The organism is Kineococcus radiotolerans SRS30216 = ATCC BAA-149, from assembly GCF_000017305.1.
Lineage (GTDB): Bacteria > Actinomycetota > Actinomycetes > Actinomycetales > Kineococcaceae > Kineococcus > Kineococcus radiotolerans.
The window spans coordinates 2,214,302-2,230,455 of sequence record NC_009664.2; the positions used below are offsets into that span (position 1 = coordinate 2,214,302).

The 16,154-nt window shown below is 76.6% G+C and carries 17 protein-coding genes; 5 read left to right on the forward strand and 12 right to left on the reverse strand.

Translation table 11 applies throughout. The annotated features are described in order from the left end of the window. Positions 1 to 6 precede the first annotated feature (6 nt). Positions 7 to 390, reverse strand: coding sequence for an ATP-binding protein (locus KRAD_RS10665; RefSeq protein WP_238985737.1), 384 nt, complete (start codon positions 388 to 390; stop codon positions 7 to 9). 59 nt (positions 391 to 449) lie between these two features. Beyond that, positions 450 to 1,562, reverse strand: a complete 1,113-nt coding sequence (locus KRAD_RS10670) for a cell wall-binding repeat-containing protein (RefSeq protein WP_012085585.1) — start codon at positions 1,560 to 1,562, stop codon at positions 450 to 452. 211 nt (positions 1,563 to 1,773) lie between these two features. Between KRAD_RS10670 and KRAD_RS10675 the strand changes: the two genes are divergently transcribed. Beyond that, positions 1,774 to 2,070 (forward strand): putative quinol monooxygenase, encoded by a 297-nt coding sequence (locus KRAD_RS10675; protein WP_012085586.1) that lies wholly within the window; start codon positions 1,774 to 1,776, stop codon positions 2,068 to 2,070. A 6-nt stretch (positions 2,071 to 2,076) separates the two neighbouring features. On the opposite strand, the gene KRAD_RS10680 is transcribed toward KRAD_RS10675, so the two are convergent. From KRAD_RS10680 to KRAD_RS10695, 4 genes are all read right to left on the reverse strand, one after another. Then, positions 2,077 to 2,772, reverse strand: coding sequence for a hypothetical protein (locus tag KRAD_RS10680; RefSeq protein WP_012085587.1), 696 nt, complete (start codon positions 2,770 to 2,772; stop codon positions 2,077 to 2,079). Further along, a complete protein-coding gene (locus tag KRAD_RS10685) occupies positions 2,769 to 3,296 on the reverse strand; it encodes an RNA polymerase sigma factor (protein WP_012085588.1) in 528 nt (175 codons plus the stop codon). Before KRAD_RS10685 ends, KRAD_RS10680 begins: the two co-directional genes overlap by 4 nt. A gap of 75 nt (positions 3,297 to 3,371) precedes the next feature. Beyond that, positions 3,372 to 4,376 (reverse strand): GGDEF domain-containing protein, encoded by a 1,005-nt coding sequence (locus KRAD_RS10690; RefSeq protein WP_012085589.1) that lies wholly within the window; start codon positions 4,374 to 4,376, stop codon positions 3,372 to 3,374. 160 nt (positions 4,377 to 4,536) lie between these two features. Next, complete coding sequence (locus KRAD_RS10695; RefSeq protein ID WP_012085590.1) at positions 4,537 to 7,134, reverse strand: SpoIIE family protein phosphatase; 2,598 nt, start codon at positions 7,132 to 7,134, stop codon at positions 4,537 to 4,539. A 221-nt stretch (positions 7,135 to 7,355) separates the two neighbouring features. On the opposite strand from KRAD_RS10695, the gene KRAD_RS10700 reads away from it, so the two are divergent. Further along, positions 7,356 to 7,742, forward strand: a complete 387-nt coding sequence (locus KRAD_RS10700) for an ATP-binding protein (protein WP_049821156.1) — start codon at positions 7,356 to 7,358, stop codon at positions 7,740 to 7,742. 21 nt (positions 7,743 to 7,763) lie between these two features. Here the strand turns inward: KRAD_RS10700 and KRAD_RS10705 are convergent, their stop codons facing one another. The 3 genes from KRAD_RS10705 to KRAD_RS10715 all read right to left on the reverse strand — a co-directional run bounded on the left by KRAD_RS10705 (position 7,764) and on the right by KRAD_RS10715 (position 10,509). Beyond that, positions 7,764 to 9,566: a glycoside hydrolase family 15 protein gene (locus KRAD_RS10705; RefSeq protein ID WP_012085592.1), complete on the reverse strand. Its 1,803-nt coding sequence runs from the start codon at positions 9,564 to 9,566 to the stop codon at positions 7,764 to 7,766. A 51-nt stretch (positions 9,567 to 9,617) separates the two neighbouring features. Then, on the reverse strand, positions 9,618 to 9,866 hold the full coding sequence (locus KRAD_RS10710; protein ID WP_041292029.1) for a hypothetical protein: 249 nt from the start codon (positions 9,864 to 9,866) through the stop codon (positions 9,618 to 9,620). Between the two features lie 100 nt (positions 9,867 to 9,966). Continuing rightward, complete coding sequence (locus KRAD_RS10715) at positions 9,967 to 10,509, reverse strand: GNAT family N-acetyltransferase (protein WP_012085594.1); 543 nt, start codon at positions 10,507 to 10,509, stop codon at positions 9,967 to 9,969. An 89-nt stretch (positions 10,510 to 10,598) separates the two neighbouring features. On the opposite strand from KRAD_RS10715, the gene KRAD_RS24265 reads away from it, so the two are divergent. After that, entirely contained in the window at positions 10,599 to 11,261 is a 663-nt protein-coding gene (locus KRAD_RS24265) for a DAK2 domain-containing protein (protein ID WP_049821157.1), read from the forward strand. 80 nt (positions 11,262 to 11,341) lie between these two features. Beyond that, on the forward strand, positions 11,342 to 11,971 hold the full coding sequence (locus KRAD_RS10725) for a YceI family protein (RefSeq protein ID WP_012085596.1): 630 nt from the start codon (positions 11,342 to 11,344) through the stop codon (positions 11,969 to 11,971). Here KRAD_RS10725 and KRAD_RS10730 read toward each other — a convergent pair. Next, positions 11,961 to 13,109 carry a lycopene cyclase family protein gene (locus tag KRAD_RS10730; RefSeq protein ID WP_012085597.1) on the reverse strand — a complete coding sequence of 383 codons (1,149 nt, stop codon included), beginning with the start codon at positions 13,107 to 13,109 and terminating at the stop codon, positions 11,961 to 11,963. The two genes, KRAD_RS10725 and KRAD_RS10730, sit on opposite strands and share 11 nt — an antisense overlap. Before the next feature lie 29 nt (positions 13,110 to 13,138). On the opposite strand from KRAD_RS10730, the gene mscL reads away from it, so the two are divergent. Continuing rightward, positions 13,139 to 13,594 (forward strand): large conductance mechanosensitive channel protein MscL, encoded by a 456-nt coding sequence (mscL, locus tag KRAD_RS10735; RefSeq protein ID WP_012085598.1) that lies wholly within the window; start codon positions 13,139 to 13,141, stop codon positions 13,592 to 13,594. Here mscL and KRAD_RS10740 read toward each other — a convergent pair. Together KRAD_RS10740 and KRAD_RS24270 are read right to left on the reverse strand one after the other, a co-directional pair. Continuing rightward, positions 13,591 to 13,857, reverse strand: a complete 267-nt coding sequence (locus KRAD_RS10740; protein WP_012085599.1) for a hypothetical protein — start codon at positions 13,855 to 13,857, stop codon at positions 13,591 to 13,593. The genes mscL and KRAD_RS10740 overlap by 4 nt on opposite strands. A 64-nt stretch (positions 13,858 to 13,921) precedes the next feature. Continuing rightward, complete coding sequence (locus KRAD_RS24270) at positions 13,922 to 16,132, reverse strand: putative bifunctional diguanylate cyclase/phosphodiesterase (RefSeq protein WP_012085600.1); 2,211 nt, start codon at positions 16,130 to 16,132, stop codon at positions 13,922 to 13,924. Positions 16,133 to 16,154: the final 22 nt, after the last annotated feature.

Consider the following 16,154-nt stretch of genomic DNA (forward strand, 5'->3'; position numbering starts at 1 on the left):
CGGGGGTCAGGCGGTGAGGCTGAACCAGACGGTCTTGCCGTCCTCGTGCGGCTCGACGCCCCACGCGTCGCTGATGTAGTCGACGAGGGTGGTCCCGCGCCCGGACTCGTCCTCCGCGCCGGCCGTGCGCGGGACGGGCGCGCCCGGGTCGCCGTCGCTGACCATCACGCGCAGGCCCGCGGTCCCGTCGCAGACGACCCGCACCGTGAGCGGCGGCGCCCCGTAGCGGAGGCTGTTGGTCACCAGCTCGGTGACGAGCAGGGTCGCGTCGTCGAGGACGCAGGCGGCGTGGACGGGGCACACCGCCTCCTCCAGGAAGCGCCGGGCGTGCGCCGGGGCCCGCTCGTCGGTGGGGAGGTCGAGCTGCCTCGGCGGCGTCGCGTCACACACCAGGCCGAGCTTGCAGGAACCGCCCCCCGTTGTCGTCCCCAAAGGGCCCCCGTCGCCGCTCAGGCGTCACCGCCCTCGACCTCCACCGCGCCCACGGCGGTGACCCGCCACGCGCCGTGGGTGTCGAACCACGCCTCGACGACGTCCTGCGAGGAGGGTCCGTCCCCCGCCAGCAGGGTGGCCCGGCCCAGCGGCCCGGCGGCCAGGGCGTCCACCAGGTGCCCCGTGACTCCCGGGGCGAAGAGGAGGTCGGCGGCGGGCACACCGCGGTCCACCGCCTCCTGCGCGAGGGCCGCGGCGGTGCCGTAGCGGTCGGTGCCCGCGCTGCGGCGGGGGGTGGGCAGCGGGGCCATCGCCTCGGGGAGGACGCCCTCGGGACCGCCGGCGACCGTGGTCGAGGTGACGCCGAGCGCCTCCAGCGCGGCGGCGGCGGGCAGGGGGTCGTCGTCGGCGACGAGCACCAGCGGCTCCCCCAGCCGCGCAGCCGGTCCCGCGGCGGCCAGCGCGTCGACGAGGTGGGCGTCCTCCCCGGAGGCCGCCCACCCGTGGGCCGCGTCCGGCAGGGACGCCGCGAGCGCGCGCGAGGTCGCGTAGCGGTCCGCCCCGGCGATGCGCTGGACGTCGGTGACGCCGAGGGCCCGCAGCTGCGCGGCCGTGCCCCCGCCGAGGGCGTCGGGGCCGCCGACGAGCAGCACCGAGGCGGTGGCGTGCTCGCGCAGGTACCCGGCGGTGGCCGCGGGCACGGCGTCCCGGGTGCTCAGCAGGAGGGGCGCGGCGAGGCTGCGCGCCAGCGGCGCGGCCGACAGCGCGTCCACGAGGTGGCGGTCCTCGCCGCTGACGAGGACGACGACGTCGGCCTCGGGGAAGCCGTGCTCGGCGATCTGCACGGCGGTGGCGTAGCGGTCGGGCCCGCTGAGCTGCACGAGCTGGTTCGGGGCCCCGCTGGGCAGCTGCGCGCCCCGGTAGGCGCGACCCGCGGCGCACCCGGGGTGCGCGAGGGGCGGGGCCGGGGAGCAGACCGGGGTGAGGGTCTCGAAGCCGATCTCCGGCGCGGCCGCGGCGGGCGGGCTCCCGGCGGCCGCCGCGAGCAGCGACGCGGCCAGCAGCAGACCGGCCCTCCCGGGCCGGCGGCGGCGGTGCTCGGACGTGCGGACGTGCTGGTGCTGCTCCACGGAGGCCCCCCTCGGACGACGCGCCGGCGCGCCACCGCGCCGGCGCGGGCAGTGTGGCAGCGAGGGAGCACCGCCCGCCGGGGGTTTTCCGCGGGGTCCCCGCCGGGCCCGCGCGGGAGCGGCGCGGGCCGTCCCGGCCCACCGCTGCGGCCCACCGCTGCGGGGGGACCGGCGCGGTGGCAGGATCGGGCCCCCCGATCGAGGAGCCCCCGTGTTCGCCATCGCCGTCCGGTTCGACCTGACCGACGAGACCGCCGCCGCCCGCTTCGACGCCCTGGTCGCCGAGACCGTCCCCGGCATCCTCGCCGAGGAGGAGGGCACCCTCGTCTACACCCCCCACCGCGTCGACGGGGAACCCCTGGCGCGGTTGTTCTACGAGGTCTACCGCGACCGCGACGCCCACGCCGCCCACGAGGCCCGGCCCGCGACGGCGGCGTTCCTGGACCAGGTGCGCGGGCTCGTCAGCGCCGTCCGCGCGGAGTTCCTGCTCCCCGCCGACGGGGCCTGAGCGCGGTCAGTCCGCCGGGCGGACGGGCCCCTGGTCGACGAGGCGGCCCTGGGCGTCGAAGGCCGCCCACGTGGTGCCGGCGAACTGGGACTCGTCCGGGACCGCCACCGGGGTCCACCAGTACCGGTCGAGGAAGACGGCCGGGTGCTCCCGGCCGTCCGGGGTCACGACGACGACGCGGGCCGCTCCGGCCGGTCGACGACCGAGCACGGAGGCGTCGACGGGATCGCCCTCCCCGCCCGACACCCACCCGCGCAGCACCTGCTGGTCCACCGGGTCGTCCGTGACCGGCCCGTCGACGCTGCCCCCGGCGAACGACGTGCAGAAGCGGGTCTCACCGTCGTCGAACCGGTAGAGCACCGCCCGCGCGAGGTCGCTCGCCCCGCCGGCCAGGGCCGCGACGGGACCGCCCCGCGGCAGGCTGCGCGCGCACTCCTCGGCCAGGACCGCCAGGCTCGCCGGGTCCACCGCGCGCACCGGGGACGCGGGCTGCGCGGTGAGGGGGTCCCCCGGCGGGCCCCACGTCACCGCGACCACGAGCGCGGCGGCCGCCGCCACCCCCGCGACGGCGGCACCGCCCACCCGGCGGCGACGGCGGCGCGCGACGACGAGCTCCCGGTTGCGGACGCGCTCCGCCTCCGACGCGTCCTCGTGCGGTGCGGCGACGGCGTCGAGGCGCCGCTGGAGCTCGGTGGGGTTCACGAGCGGTCCTCCAGGAGGTTCGCGAGCGCGGCCTGGGCGCGGGAGATCGTGGACTTGGCCGTGCCGACCGGCACGTCGAGGGCGTCGGCGACCTCGGCCACCGGCAGGTCCAGCCAGTAGCGCAGGACGAGGGCCTCGCGCTGGCGGACGGGTAGGCGGGCGAGCGCGGCGACGAGCTCGTCGACGCGCTCGGCGGCGACGACGGCGTCCTCGGCGGAGGCGGCGGTGCGCGGGACCTCGCCCGGGGTGCGGCGCACCACGCGCAGGTGCCGCAGCCGGGAGGTGGCCAGGTTGGCGGCGGTGCGGCGCACGTGCGCGAGGGCCGCGGCGGGCTCGCGCAACCGGCGGCGGTGCTCGTGGAGGCGGACGAACGCCTCCTGGGCGACGTCCTCGGGGTCGTCGGCGCCCAGCAGGCGGGCCAGGCGCACGGTGGCGCGGAAGTGGCGGACGAAGAGGTCCTGGTACCGCGCCTCGTCGTCGGACCCGGCCACCGCCCCGGGCGGGGCGTCGCTGACTGCTCTCACACCCTCAGGACGCCCCAGCGGGGCGAACGTTCCCCACCGGCGCGGATCGGCGCGCGCCGGTGGGGCCGCGACGGCTCAGGCCGCGCGGGCCAGCCGGTCGCGGCCGGCGCGCTTGGCCGCGTAGAGGGCGGAGTCGGCGCGGGCGTAGAGGTCCTGCGCCCCGGTCACCGCCGGGGACAGCGGCGTCAGCCCGGCGCTGATGGACAGCGGGACGACCGTCCCGCCGGGCAGCCGCAGGGGCTCGTCGCGCACGGCGTCGACGAAGCACTGGGCGCGCCGGACGGCGACGTCGGCGGGGCAGTCGAGCATGAGGACGGCCAGCTCGTCCCCGCCCATCCGGGCCACGACGTCGCCGGGGCGGCAGCGGGCGGTGAGCAGGGCCGCGACGTGGGCGAGGGCGGCGTCGCCGCCGAGGTGGCCGTGGGTGTCGTTGACGGTCTTGAACCGGTCGAGGTCGATGACGACGAGCGCGCCCTCGCACCCCCGGGCGCGCACGGCCCGGTCGGTGGCCGCGTCGAGGACCCGGCGGGTCACCAGCCCGGTCAGCGGGTCGGTGCCGGCCTGGACCCGCAGCTGCTCCACGAGGCGTTCCTGGATGACCCCGCCGCGGGTGAGGACGCCGGCGACGAGCAGCGTGAACACCGTCACGTACGCGAACACGGCGGCGGCCTCCCCCGGCGGGAGGATCGAGAACGCGACGACCGCCTCGCCGACGACCGTGGCCAGGGCCACGACGGCGGTGCCCCCCGGGCGCAGCTGCGCGGCGGCCCAGATGACGGGGACGACGAGGAAGACCTGCCCGGTGACCCCGGCGTCCCGGCTGAGCAGGTCCAGCCAGACCACGGCGGCGACGCCGGCCAGCGGGGCGAGGACGACCAGCGGCGCGGCGCGCTCGGCGGGCACGCCCAGCAGGACCGCGGAGACCGCGGCGAGGCCGAGCGTGGCGGTGAGCTCCGGGGCGTGCAGGGCCCCGAACGTCACGAGGTTGGTGAGCAGGCACGTCGCGATGGTCACCATGAGCGCGAGCGCGGCCCACGCCCGCGCCGAGCGCGGGTCCCGGGCGCTCAGCGAGCGCAGCACGGCGCGGACCCTGGGGGCGGTTCGCGGAGACCGGTGCACGGTTCCACATCGGCACCTCGTTGAACGTCTCAACACTTCGGGGGGTGCGTTCGTCCACCTGGAGCAACGGCGCTGGGCCGGTGGGGCCCCCGCGGGGCGGGCCGTCCCCCGCGGGGCGGGGTCAGGCCCCGGGCGGCGGGGGTTCCGCCGGGACGCCCGGGGGCACCCGCCGGGGGCCCGCCTCCGCGGGACGGGGACGGTCCTGGGGGTGCAGGCGGACGGCGACGAGGGCGACGTCGTCCTCGGCGTGCTCGGGCAGCAGCCGCGCCAGGACCCCGTCGCACAGGCCGTCCAGGTCCGCCCCGGCCAGCTCGGTCATCGCGCCGTGCAGCCGCAGCAGGCCCTCGTCGTAGTCCTGCCCGCGGCGCTCGACCAGCCCGTCGGTGTAGAGCAGCAGCGTCGACCCGCGGTCCAGCGCGACCTGCTCGTCGATGCGCGGGGCGCGCGGGTCGATGCCCAGCAGCAGGTCGTGGCCCAGTCCCGTCAGCGCCGTCACGGTGCCGTCGGGGGTCAGCAGCACCGGCGCGGGGTGGCCGGCGTTGGACCAGCGCAGCCGGGTCACGCCCCGCGCCCGCTCGTCCAGGCTCTGCTCCAGGCGCGCCACCACGGCGGTGGCGGTGGTGTCCACGGCCAGCCCCTCCATGGCGGCGTCCAGACCGGACAGCACCACGGCCGGGGTCCCGCCGCTGAAGTAGGCGATGCCGCGCAGCAGCGAGCGCACCTGGCTCATCGCCGCGGCGGCGGTGATGTCGTGCCCCATGACGTCGCCGATGGCCAGGACCGTGGCCCCGTCGGCCTGCAGGAACGCGTCGTACCAGTCCCCGCCCACCTGCGCCGAGCGCGCGGCGGGGCGGTAGCGCACCACGATCTGCAGGTGGTCCGGTTCGACCGGCGCGCTCAGCAGGCTGCGCTGCAACCCCTCCGCCACGTGCTGCTGCTGGGCGTACAGGCGGGCGTTGTCCAGGGCCAGCCCGGCGCGGTCGGCGACCTCCGCGGCGATCAGGAGGTCCTCCTCGCTCGGCGCGGGCACCCCCGCGCCGCGGAAGACGCTGACCAGCCCGACGGTGCGCCCCCGGGCGCGCAGCGGCACCATCTGCACGGACTCCGGCGCGAGCTGCCGCAGCAGGTCCCGGGCCGGCTCGGTGAGCAGGGCCCCGATCCGTTCCGCGGCGCGGGTGGACAGCACGACGGAGCGGTCCTCCCGCAGGGCCTGGTGCAGGGGGGCGTCGGGGCTCAGGCAGGGCAGGCGCACCTCGCGGTAGCGCTCCAGCAGGGGGCGCAGCTCCTCCTGCGCGTGCCAGCAGCCGATGTCGCGCAGGTCCCCCTCGCCGTCGACGAGGGTGACGATGCACCAGTCCCCCAGCGCCGGCACCAGGTGCCGCCCCAGGCGGGAGACGGCCTCCTCGGTGTCCAGCGTCGCGGTCAGGTCGGCGCTGACCCGGGCCAGCAGCGCCAGCCGCCGCGCGGTGCGCTCGGCGGCCTCCTGCGCCGCGCGGGCCTCGCGCTGCGCCCGCTCGGCGGTGCGCAGCGCCTCCTGCGTCGCCGCCCGTTCCGCCTCGGCCTGCTGCTGGGCGGCCTTGCGGGTGGTGACGTCGAGGAAGTACACCGACAGCCCGTCGGGGTCGCGCCAGGCCCGCACCTCGTACCAGCGGTCCAGGGGCGCGGGGTAGTGCGCCTCGAAGTCGACCTGCTCGCCGGTGTCCATCGCCCGGCGGTACTGCCGCTCGAACTCGGCGCCGACCGCGTCGGGGAACAGCTCCCACACGTCCTGGCCCAGCAGTTCCGCGCGCGGGCGCTGCAGCACCCGCTCGGCCTCGGCGTTGACGTAGCTGAAGCGCCAGTCGCGGTCCAGGGAGAAGAACGCCGAGGACATCGACTCCAGCACCCGCGAGACCCGGGCGTCCTCGTGCCGCTCGGCGGTGGTGTCGTGGACCGCGCCGAGCAGGTGCGCCGGCTGCCCGTCGGCGCCGCGCACCGTCTCCCCGCGCGCCTTGACCCACCGGGTGTCCCCGTCGGGCAGGACGAGGCGGTACTCGGCCTCGAAGGGGGCGGCGTCGCCGACGGCGGCGCCCAGCGACCGGCGGACCCGCTCCAGGTCGTCGGGGTGCACGCGCGCCTCGAAGGCGGCCATGGTGCCGTCGAAGTCCTCCGCGGTGTAGCCGAACAGCTCCAGGACCCGCTCGTCCCAGGTGAGCACGTCGGCGCGCAGGTCCCAGTCGAAGCTGCCCACCCCGCCGGCGGCGACGGCCAGCTGCCAGCGCAGCCGGTCGGCCTCGTACTGCAGGGACAGCGCGGACAGCTCCAGCTCCGCCGCCGCGGCCTCGGCCAGGTCGGTCAGCACCGCCACGTCGGCGTCCGCCCACCGGCGCGGGGCGGGGGCGGAGACGCAGAGGACGCCGACGACGTGGCCGTCCTGCCCCAGCAGGGGGACGCCCAGGTAGGCGCGGACCGCCCCGCCGGTCACCGGGGGCAGCGAGGCCACCCGCGGGTCGGCGGCGGCGTCGTCGACGACCAGGGGCGCGCGGCCGGCCGCGGTCACCGCGCACAGCGGGTCCGTCGAGCCGGGCGGGGCGGGGTCCGCCGGCGCCCCGGCGGCCCGCCCGTCGGGGAGCAGCCAGACCTGCGAGGCCGGGGCCGACAGCAGCCGCGCGGCGAGCTTCGCCAGGCGCTGCAGCCCCGGGTCCGCCGGCGCGCTCCCCGGTACCGCTGCTGCGACCACTGCACGACCTCGACTCCGGGGTTGGACCCTCCGACGGGGGGCGGGCGGGACGGACGCGTCCGGCCGGCCACCACCGGTCCCGAGCTTAGGCCAGCGGACGGCGCGGCCCGGAGTTGCCGGGACCCGGCCCCGGGACCACAGTGGTCGTGTCGCGCCAGCGGCTCCACGCAGGTTTCGCGGCGCCCGCGCGCCGCCCCGGGGATCACGCAGGAAGAAGACCGATGGCTCAGCTCGTCCTGGACCCCCACCTCGCCGCCGTTCCCGCCGCCCGCCGCTGGGTCGTGGGGGTGCTCTCGCGCTGCTGCACGACGGAGAGGTTCGCCGTCGACGAGGACGTGGTGGAGCTGCTGACCTCCGAGGTGGTCGCCAACGCGGTGCGCCACGGCGAGGGCCCGGTGACCATCGACGTGGCCTGCGGCGCGGACGACGTGCGCATCGCCGTCACCGACGCCGGCACCGACACCCCCGTGGTCCGCCACGTGGGGCCGGAGGCCACCGGCGGACGCGGCATGGCCCTGCTCGACCACCTCGCCACCCGCTGGGGGCTGGACCGGGCCCAGCCCCCCGCCACCGGCAAGACCGTGTGGTTCCGGTTGTCCGGCGCCTGAGGGAGCCGGCCCCGGCGGGGGTCAGCCCTCCTCGGCGCGCGCCTCGACGTCGTCGCTGCGCTCGCCCTCGCCGCTGGTGAGGTGGTGCGCGGCGACGACGAGGGGGAAGTGGCTGAAGGCCTGCGGGAAGTTCCCCAGCTGTCGCCCGGTGACCGGGTCGTACTCCTCGGCGAGGAGGCCGACGTCGTTGCGCAGCGACAGCAGCCGGTCGAACAGCGCCCGCGCCTCCCCGGTGCGCCCGATGCCGTGCAGGGCGTCGACGAGCCAGAACGAGCAGGCCAGGAACACGCCCTCGGAACCGGGCAGGCCGTCGGCGGACTCCTCGGTGCGGTAGCGCATGACCAGCCCGTCCTGGGTCAGGTCGCGCTGGATCGCCTCGACGGTCGCCACGACGCGCGGGTCGTCGAAGGGCAGGAAGCCGACCCGGGGGATGAGCAGCAGGCTGGCGTCGAGGTTGTCCGAGCCGTAGGACTGGGTGAACGTGCCGGTCGTCGGGGAGACGCCGTGGGCGAGGACGTCGGCGCGGATCTCGTCGCGCACCCGCCGCCAGCGCTGCACGGGCCCGTTCAGCCCGAACTCCTCGACGCTGCGGACCATCCGGTCGGCCGCGACCCAGGCCATGACCTTGGAGTGGGTGAAGTGCCGGCGGTCCCCGCGCATCTCCCACAGGCCGTTGTCCGGTTCCTGCCAGCGCGCCTCGAGGTGGTGCATGAGGGCCTTCTGCAGGTTCCAGGAGTCGTCCTCGCGCTCCAGGCCGGCCTGGCGGGCGAGGAAGAGGCTGTCGAGCACCTCGCCCCACACGTCGAGCTGCAGCTGCCCGGCCGCGTCGTTGCCGATGCGCACCGGGGAGGAGCCCTCGTAGCCCTTGAGCCACGGCAGCTCCATCTCGGGCAGCCGGCGCGCGCCGTCGAGCCCGTACATGATCTGCAGGTCGCCGGGGTCGCCGGCCACGGTCCGCAGCAGCCAGTCGCGCCAGGCCGCGGCCTCCTCGACGTGCCCGGACAGCAGCATCGCCTGCAGCGTGTAGGTCGCGTCGCGCAGCCAGCAGTAGCGGTAGTCCCAGTTGCGGGTGCCGCCCAGCTCCTCGGGCAGCGAGGTCGTGACCGCGGCCACGATCCCGCCCGTGGGGGCGTAGGTCATCGCCTTGAGGACGACCAGGGAGCGGGTGACCGCCTCCTCCCAGCGCCCCTCGACGGTGTCGGTGCGGTTCCACTCGTCCCAGAACTCCAGGGTGTCCTGGAGGGCGTGGAAGGGGTCGGGGCGGTGCGGCATCGCCTCGTGGCTCTTGCCCCAGGTGAGGACGAAGGGGACCCGCTCGCCCTCGCGGACGACGAAGTCGGAGACGGAGGTCAGGTCGCGGCCCTGGATGTCCACGGTGCTCCAGAACCACACCGAGTCCGGGCCGGCGACGGCCTCGAGCTCGTCGCCGCGCCGGCGGACCCACGGCACGATCGACCCGTAGTCGAAGCGGAGGGCCAGCTCGGAGCTCATGCGGACCTCGCCCTCGAGGCCCTCCACGATGCGGATGACGTCGGGGTGGTGCCCGCGCGGGGGCATGAAGTCGGTGACCCGGACGGTGCCGTCGGGGGTGTCCCACTCCGTCTCCAGGACCAGCGAGCTGCCGCGGTAGCGGCGGCGGCTGCTGGTCGCCCCGCCGCTGGGGCCGAGCCGCCAGTGCCCCGCGTCCGGCGTGTCGAGCAGAGCGGCGAAGCAGGCCGGGGAGTCGAACCTCGGGAAGCACAGCCAGTCGATCGAGCCGGTGCGGTCGATGAGCGCCGCGGTGTGGAGATCACCGATGAGCGCGTAGTCCTCGATCCGAGCCATCCCCCCATCCTCCCCCGTCCGGGGGGCACGGAGGACCAACCGGCCCGCGTGTCAGCGCAGGTGGCCGGCGCTGACCGAGCGCAGGTGACCGGCGCTCACGGAGCGCAGGTGGCCGGCGCTCACCGAGCGCAGGTGGCCGTCGGCCTTGACGGCGGTCTGGGGGGTCTTGACGGCGACGACGGTGCGCAGGTGACCGGCGGTGGGCTTCGGCGCGGCCGACGCCGCGGGCGCCAGGGCGGCTCCGCCGCCGAGCAGGGCGACGGAGACCAGGACGGCGGCGAGCGAGCGGGGCATGGTCACGTCGGGCTCCAGTTCAGGCGTCGCCGGGACGGAGTGCCACCGACACACCGAGCATCGGCCCGGATCCGAGTCCCCTTGAGCGGCAACGGGGGATCGGGAACTACGCGCCGTGACCGCCCGGGGCGGCGGCCGGTCCCGGGGCGGGTCCGGGGAAGGCCAGGCGCATCTCCACCTCCCGCTGCGTCGGGTCCAGGTGGTACGGGACGCGGACGCCGGTGTCGCGGAAACCCCAGCGGTGGTAGAAGGCCTGCGCGCGGGGGTTCCGCTCGTGGACGTGCAGCCGGATCCCGTCCTGCCCGGGGCGGGTCCGGGCCCAGCGCAGCACCTCCGCGAGCATCCGGTCGGCCAGGCCCCCGCCGCGGTGGGCGGGGTCGACGTAGACGGACACGAGGAAGAGCCCCTGCCGGGGGTGGGTGAAGACGCTCATCGTGGCGACCCACCGCTCGCCCTCCTCGGCGACCAGCGTGGAGCTGCCCGGTTCGCGCGCGCGGCGCACCCGGGAGCGCCACTCCTCCTCGTCGTGGCCGCGGGCGGTCTCGAGGGTCTCGGTGAAGGCCAGCGGGGTGTCGGCCAGCATCCTCAGGCGGAGGTCGCGCCACCGGGGCCAGTCCGCCTCCTCGACCCCCCTCAGCACCACGTCCACGTCGCCACCCTAGGGGTGGCGACCGGTCCCCCCGCGTGCGACGCTCGCCGGAGCAGTACCGAGGTCCTCGACGTGGAGGAAGGTGGACCGTGGGAGAACGACGACGGACCCGGGTCGGGACGGCTCCGGCCCCGGGGACCGCGACAGCCCTGGACGAACTCGAACTGCGCGAGGGCGGGCGCCGGGTCGATCCGCTCACCGGGACGCGCACCGCCGACCTCGACGTGGAGCGGGTGCTGGCGTGGTGGCGGGGTTTCGAGGAGCAGGTGTTCTCCCGCGGAGCGGAACTGCGCGGTCTGGGGCGGGAGCTGGAGGAGGCCGCGCGGGCGGCGGACACCGTGCTGGAACGGAACCCGCCCGTCCTGGCCGGTGACGTCTTCGGGGCCGTCGCGGCGGGGTTCGCCGCGGTGCCGGGGGTCCCGGCGCTGCTGGCGCCGTGGTTCGCGGAGTTCGCGCGCTCGTGCGGCCGGGCGGCGGGGACGCGGGAACTCGCCGACGCGGCCCGGGCCGGTGCCTCCGCGGTGCAGCGGGCCGGGGCCCCGGGACCGGGGGCGGGGTCGCTGGTGGACGCGATGGTCCCGGCGGTGGAGGCCCTGGCCGGGGCGGACGCGGCCGGCGTCCCCGCGGTGGCCGCCCTGCACGCCGCCTACCGGGCGGCGGCGGACGGGACGCGGCACACCGTGACCGGTGGGCTGGTGGACCCGGGGGCGCTGGTCGTGACGTGGTTCTTCGAGCGGGGCACCGTGGTCTGACGAGGTACTTGCACTCTAAAACACTTCCGTGTACCTTCGAGGTGAAGCAGTTGAAGCTGCAAACATCTACGGAGGTCACCATGGGCTGGTTCGGCGGCAGGAACAAGGACGCGGGCTCCACCGCGACGATCGAGGCACCCGCCCCGGCCGGCACGACGGCGGGCCTGCCCGCGGTCCCCGGGTACCTCACGGGCACCTGGACCATCGACGCCACGCACTCGGAGATCTCGTTCACGGTGCGGCACATGGCCGTCAGCAAGGTGCGCGGCCGCCTCGGCAGCGTGTCCGGCGAGATCGTCACCGGTGAGGACCCGGCCGGGTCCTCGGTCACCGCCGAGATCGACGTCACCACCATCACCACGTTCAACGAGCAGCGCGACGGCCACCTCAAGAGCGGCGACTTCTTCGCCGTCGAGACCCACCCCAGCGCGAGCTTCCGCTCGACCTCCCTCACCCACGACGGCGAGGACTTCGTCCTCACCGGCGACCTGACCCTCAAGGGCGTCACCAAGCCGGTGACCCTGCGCGTCGAGGTGTCCGGCTTCGGCCCCGACGCCTACGGCGGGACCCGCGTCGGCTTCTCCGCCCGCGGCACCATCAACCGCCGCGACTTCGGCGTCGAGTTCGACGCCCGCCTCGACAACGGCGGACTCGTCGTCTCCGACAAGGTCGAGCTCGAACTCGACGTCGAGGCCGTCCTCAACGCCTGAGGCCCACGACCCCGCCGGCGCCGGGGAAGCGGCTGAGGACCGTGCCGAGCATCGCGACCCGGGGGGACGTCGCCATCAGCGCGAGGTCCTCCCCCGGCGTCGTCGACCCGTCGAGGAAACCCAGCACCCGCTGCACCGGGTTGCGGGCGAACAGGTCCACGAAGAACCGCGCCCCGTCCACGCGGCCCGTCGAGAGCGCCTGCAGCACCAGGGAATCCATCAGCAGGTGCCGGGGACGGTGGGCCGGCGGCAACCGCAGCGGCCCACCCCGGACGGCCTGGACGGCGAGGTCGTCGGCCTGGCGCTGCAACGCGCTGAACGAGTAACCCGTCGAGGGCCGGACCGACCCGGAGTTCGCGCCCCAGCGCAGCACCCGCGGGTCGGGCGAGGCCGGGAACCGCGCGTCCGTCATGGGGATGACACCGCGCTCCTCCTCCAGCACCTCGTGCGGCCCCACCCGCAACCGCTCCAGGTGCTCCCCCAGCCTCGCCCGGTACCCCGCGTCGGTGAGCAGGTCCGCGGAGAACTCCGTGTACTCCACCAGCGCCTCGGTGGGGGAGGTCGGGAGCACGTACCCGAACGCCACCCCGCCCGCCGGCTGCGGGGTCCGGAAGTCCATCAGCGTCACCGTGCGCGGGTCGAACACCGGCCGGCGGCTGCGGACCCGGTAGCCCAGGAAGTGCTGCAGCAGCAGCGTCCGCCCGCCCGCGGGGACGGGCACGGGACGGGTGTCGACGACCCGGCCCGCGACCCCGGCGAGGTCGTCGACGACGGCCTCGCGGACCGCGACCCCGTGGCGCTGCAACCGCTCGCGCACCGCGCGGTCGAGGTCGGTGGAGCGCAGCATCCGGTAGCGCCACGCGCCGAGGTCGGCGGTGACGACGGTCCCGTCCGGGCCCACGACCCGCACCCGCGGCCAGGACGCGGCGACCAGGGGACCGAACGGTCCCGGCCCGCCGGGCGGCCCCCAGGTGCTCCACGTGCGGTCCTGGCTGCGCCGCCCCGAACCCGCCGGCGCCTCCACGACCTCGAACGGGACGCCCGTCCCGGCCAGGCGCCAGGCCAGGCTCGCCCCTGCCGCGCCGAGACCGACGACCGTCAGCGCGGGGGCGGCGGCGCCACCCCTAGGGTTCGGCACGTCGGGACCGGTTCGAGGAGGGGGCGCACGTGAAGCTGATCGAGGGGTTCAAGGACTTCGTCCTGCGGGGCAATGTCATCGACCTCGCGGTCGCGGTGGTCATCGGGGCGGCGTTCACCGGCGTCGTGACCTCGCTCGTCCAGGGGCTCATCGACCCCATCATCGCGGCCGTCGGGGGTTCCGCGAACCTCGACGGGGCCTGGGTGGTCCCGTTGCGCACCCTGCACGAGGGCACGCCGCAGGAGGAGGTGGTCGGGATCCAGGTCGGCACCGTCGTGAGCGCGGTCGTCAACTTCGTCATCGTCGCCGCCGTCGTCTACTTCGGGATCCTGACCCCGGTGAACCGCCTGCTGGCCCTGCGCAAGAAGGGGGAGGTCGCCGCCCCGGCGGCCCCGGCCGAGGACGTCCTGCTGCTGACCGAGATCCGCGACCTGCTGGCCCGCCAGGCCGGCGGGACCACCCCTCCCCCGGCCGCGCGGGACTAGCGGGTCCCGGTGGGGCCGTCGTCGCCGGGCACCGCCTCGGCGAGGTCCTCGTCGGAGATCCGCACCCCCGCGGTCGGGTCGCCCTGACCGGTCCCGTCGGCCACGTCGTCCTCCAGGCCCAGCGGGTCCTGCGGGTCGCGGGCGGGGCTGGGGACCGGGCCGGAGTCGGAGGCCCGGGCGTTCTCGCGGCTCCCGCCGTCCTGCACGGCCTTCACCTCGGCGTTGTCGAACACGTCGACCTTCTCGGTGCTCTCGTCGCTCATCCGCCCACCCTGGGGGCTGCGGGAGGTGACCGCACCCGGAGCCCCCGCCGGGGACGCGGACCGGTCAGCGGGACGGGGCGTCGGTGGACCCGGCCGCCCCCACGACCTGGGCCGCGCCCGCCGCGGCCAGCCACGCCGCGAAGGCGGCCGGCGGCAGCGGGCGCGAGTGCAGGTAGCCCTGCGACTCGTCGACGTCCAGCCCACCCAGCGCCGCGCGGGTCGACTCGTCCTCGACGCCCTCGGCCACCACCCGCAGCCCCAGCCGGTGCGCCAGCGCCACCGTGGCCTCGACGATCTCGGCCGTGCGGGGCTCGGCGAGGACCCGCGCGGTGAAGGCGCGGTCCAGCTTCAGCTCCGTGGCCGGCAGGTCGGTCAGGTAGGCCAGCGAGGAGTACCCCGTGCCGTAGTCGTCGATGCTCAGCTGCACCCCCCGCCGGGTCAGCTCGCGGGTGACGGCCAGCGCCAGGTCCGGGTCGGCCATCAGCGTCGTCTCGGTGACCTCCAGGACGAGGCGGCCCGCGGCCAGGCCGCTGCGCTCCAGGACGTCGTCGACGAGGCCGAGCAGCCCGGGGTGGGTCAGCGAGGACGCGGACAGGTTCACCGAGATGCGCAGCGGGGACCCGCGGTGGCTCCAGCCGGCCGCGTCCGCGCTCGCCCGGTGCAGCAGGTGCTCGGTGAGGTCGTCCATGAGGCCCTGCTCCTCGACGAGGTCCAGGAACGCCACCGGCGGCAGCAGCCCGCGCTGGGGGTGCTGCCAGCGCACCAGCGCCTCGGCCCCCACGACCCGGCCGGTGCCGACGTCGAGCTGCGGCTGGTAGTGCACGACGACCTCGCGGCGCAGGCGCTCCTCCCCGGCGGCGACGAGGGCCTTGAGGTCGGCGGCGAGCGCGGCGCGGTCGCGCAGCCGGGCGTCGACGTCGACGTCGTAGACGCTGACCCCGCCGCCGGCGGTCTTCGCCGCGTACATGGCGGTGTCGGCCTGGCGCAGCAGCCGGTCGGGGTCGAACCCGCCGGCGGGCAGGGAGCGGACCCCGACGCTGAGGCCGATCTCGGCGTCGGCGACGACCGCGGCGTGCACGGCGCGGGCGACCTCCACGGCCGACGCCTCGTCGCGGTCGGGCAGGACGACGGCGAACTCGTCCCCGCCGGTGCGGGTGAGCACGGCGTCGGCGGGCAGGGCCCGCCGGGTGGCGGCCACGACCCGGCGGAGCAGGTCGTCACCGGCGTGGTGGCCCTGCCGGTCGTTGACCTCCTTGAAGCGGTCGACGTCGAGCAGCAGCAGCGCGGCGGACCGGCCGTCGGCGACGAGGCCGCCCAGCACGCGCAGCAGGGCGCGGCGGTTGCCGACCCCGGTGAGCTCGTCGGTGAGGGCCTGCTGGCGCGACTCCGCGAGCTGGGCCAGCTCCCGCACGAGGTGCACGACCCGGACGCTGACCCCGAGGACGGCGACGCCGGCGTAGGCGGTGGCCACCCACCCGGCCTCGTGCCCGTCCACGACGAGGACCCCCACGGCCAGCGCGAGGACGACGAGGGCCCCGATCGCGGGCGCCTGGCTGGTCGCGGGCACCGGGGCGTGCCGGCCCCCGCGGGTGGAGGCGAAGGCGATCACCAGGAAGGCCAGCGTCCACGCCGCCTGCCCGTGCAGGGCGTCGGCGGGGTCCCCGCGCAGCGTGCCGCTGACCACGGTCAGCGCGCCCAGGGCGCCGACGACCAACCACACGCGCCGGTCGCGCAGGAGACCGCCGATCCAGGCGACGGTGACCGCGGTGCCGAGCAGGATGAGCAGCGAGCCGAAGACGAGCAGCCAGAGCTGGACCATCCACGAGGGCCAGGCCGCGGGCAGGAACGGCACCCGGTCCTGGACGAGGAGCCCGGCCCCCGCGCACGCCAGGACGGCGCTGATCCAGTTCAGCCAGTCGCCGGGGTCGGAGACGTAGGTGCGGTAGCGGTTCCAGCGCACCAGGGCCTGGTACAGGAAGGGCATCGCGACCACGAGGCACCCCCCGAGCGGCGTGAGCGAGCGGCCACCGGTCACCAGGGCGAGCACGGGCGGGACGCCCACGAGGGCGCCCGCCACCGCGAACGAGCGCCACACCCCGTCGTCGGCGCGCCGGCGGGCGCCGAGGGCCAGGACGGCGACCGCGGTCAGGTGGGCGACGGCCAGCAGCCCCGCCGACGCCGTCGCCCCCACGGGCGCGAAGGCGGACCCCACGGCGAGGACCGCGAGGCAGACGGCCGCCACGCGGGTGCGGGGCCGGGGCTGGCTGAACGTCACCCAGGAGGGATCGACCGCCGGG

Coding starts and splice junctions, on each gene's coding strand:
- KRAD_RS10700 (WP_049821156.1), top strand. CDS start 7,356: ATGGCTCAGCTCGTCCTGGACCCCCACCTCGCCGCCGTTCCCGCCGCC.
- KRAD_RS10705 (WP_012085592.1), bottom strand. CDS start 9,566: ATGGCTCGGATCGAGGACTACGCGCTCATCGGTGATCTCCACACCGCG.
- KRAD_RS10725 (WP_012085596.1), top strand. CDS start 11,342: ATGGGCTGGTTCGGCGGCAGGAACAAGGACGCGGGCTCCACCGCGACG.
- KRAD_RS10740 (WP_012085599.1), bottom strand. CDS start 13,857: ATGAGCGACGAGAGCACCGAGAAGGTCGACGTGTTCGACAACGCCGAG.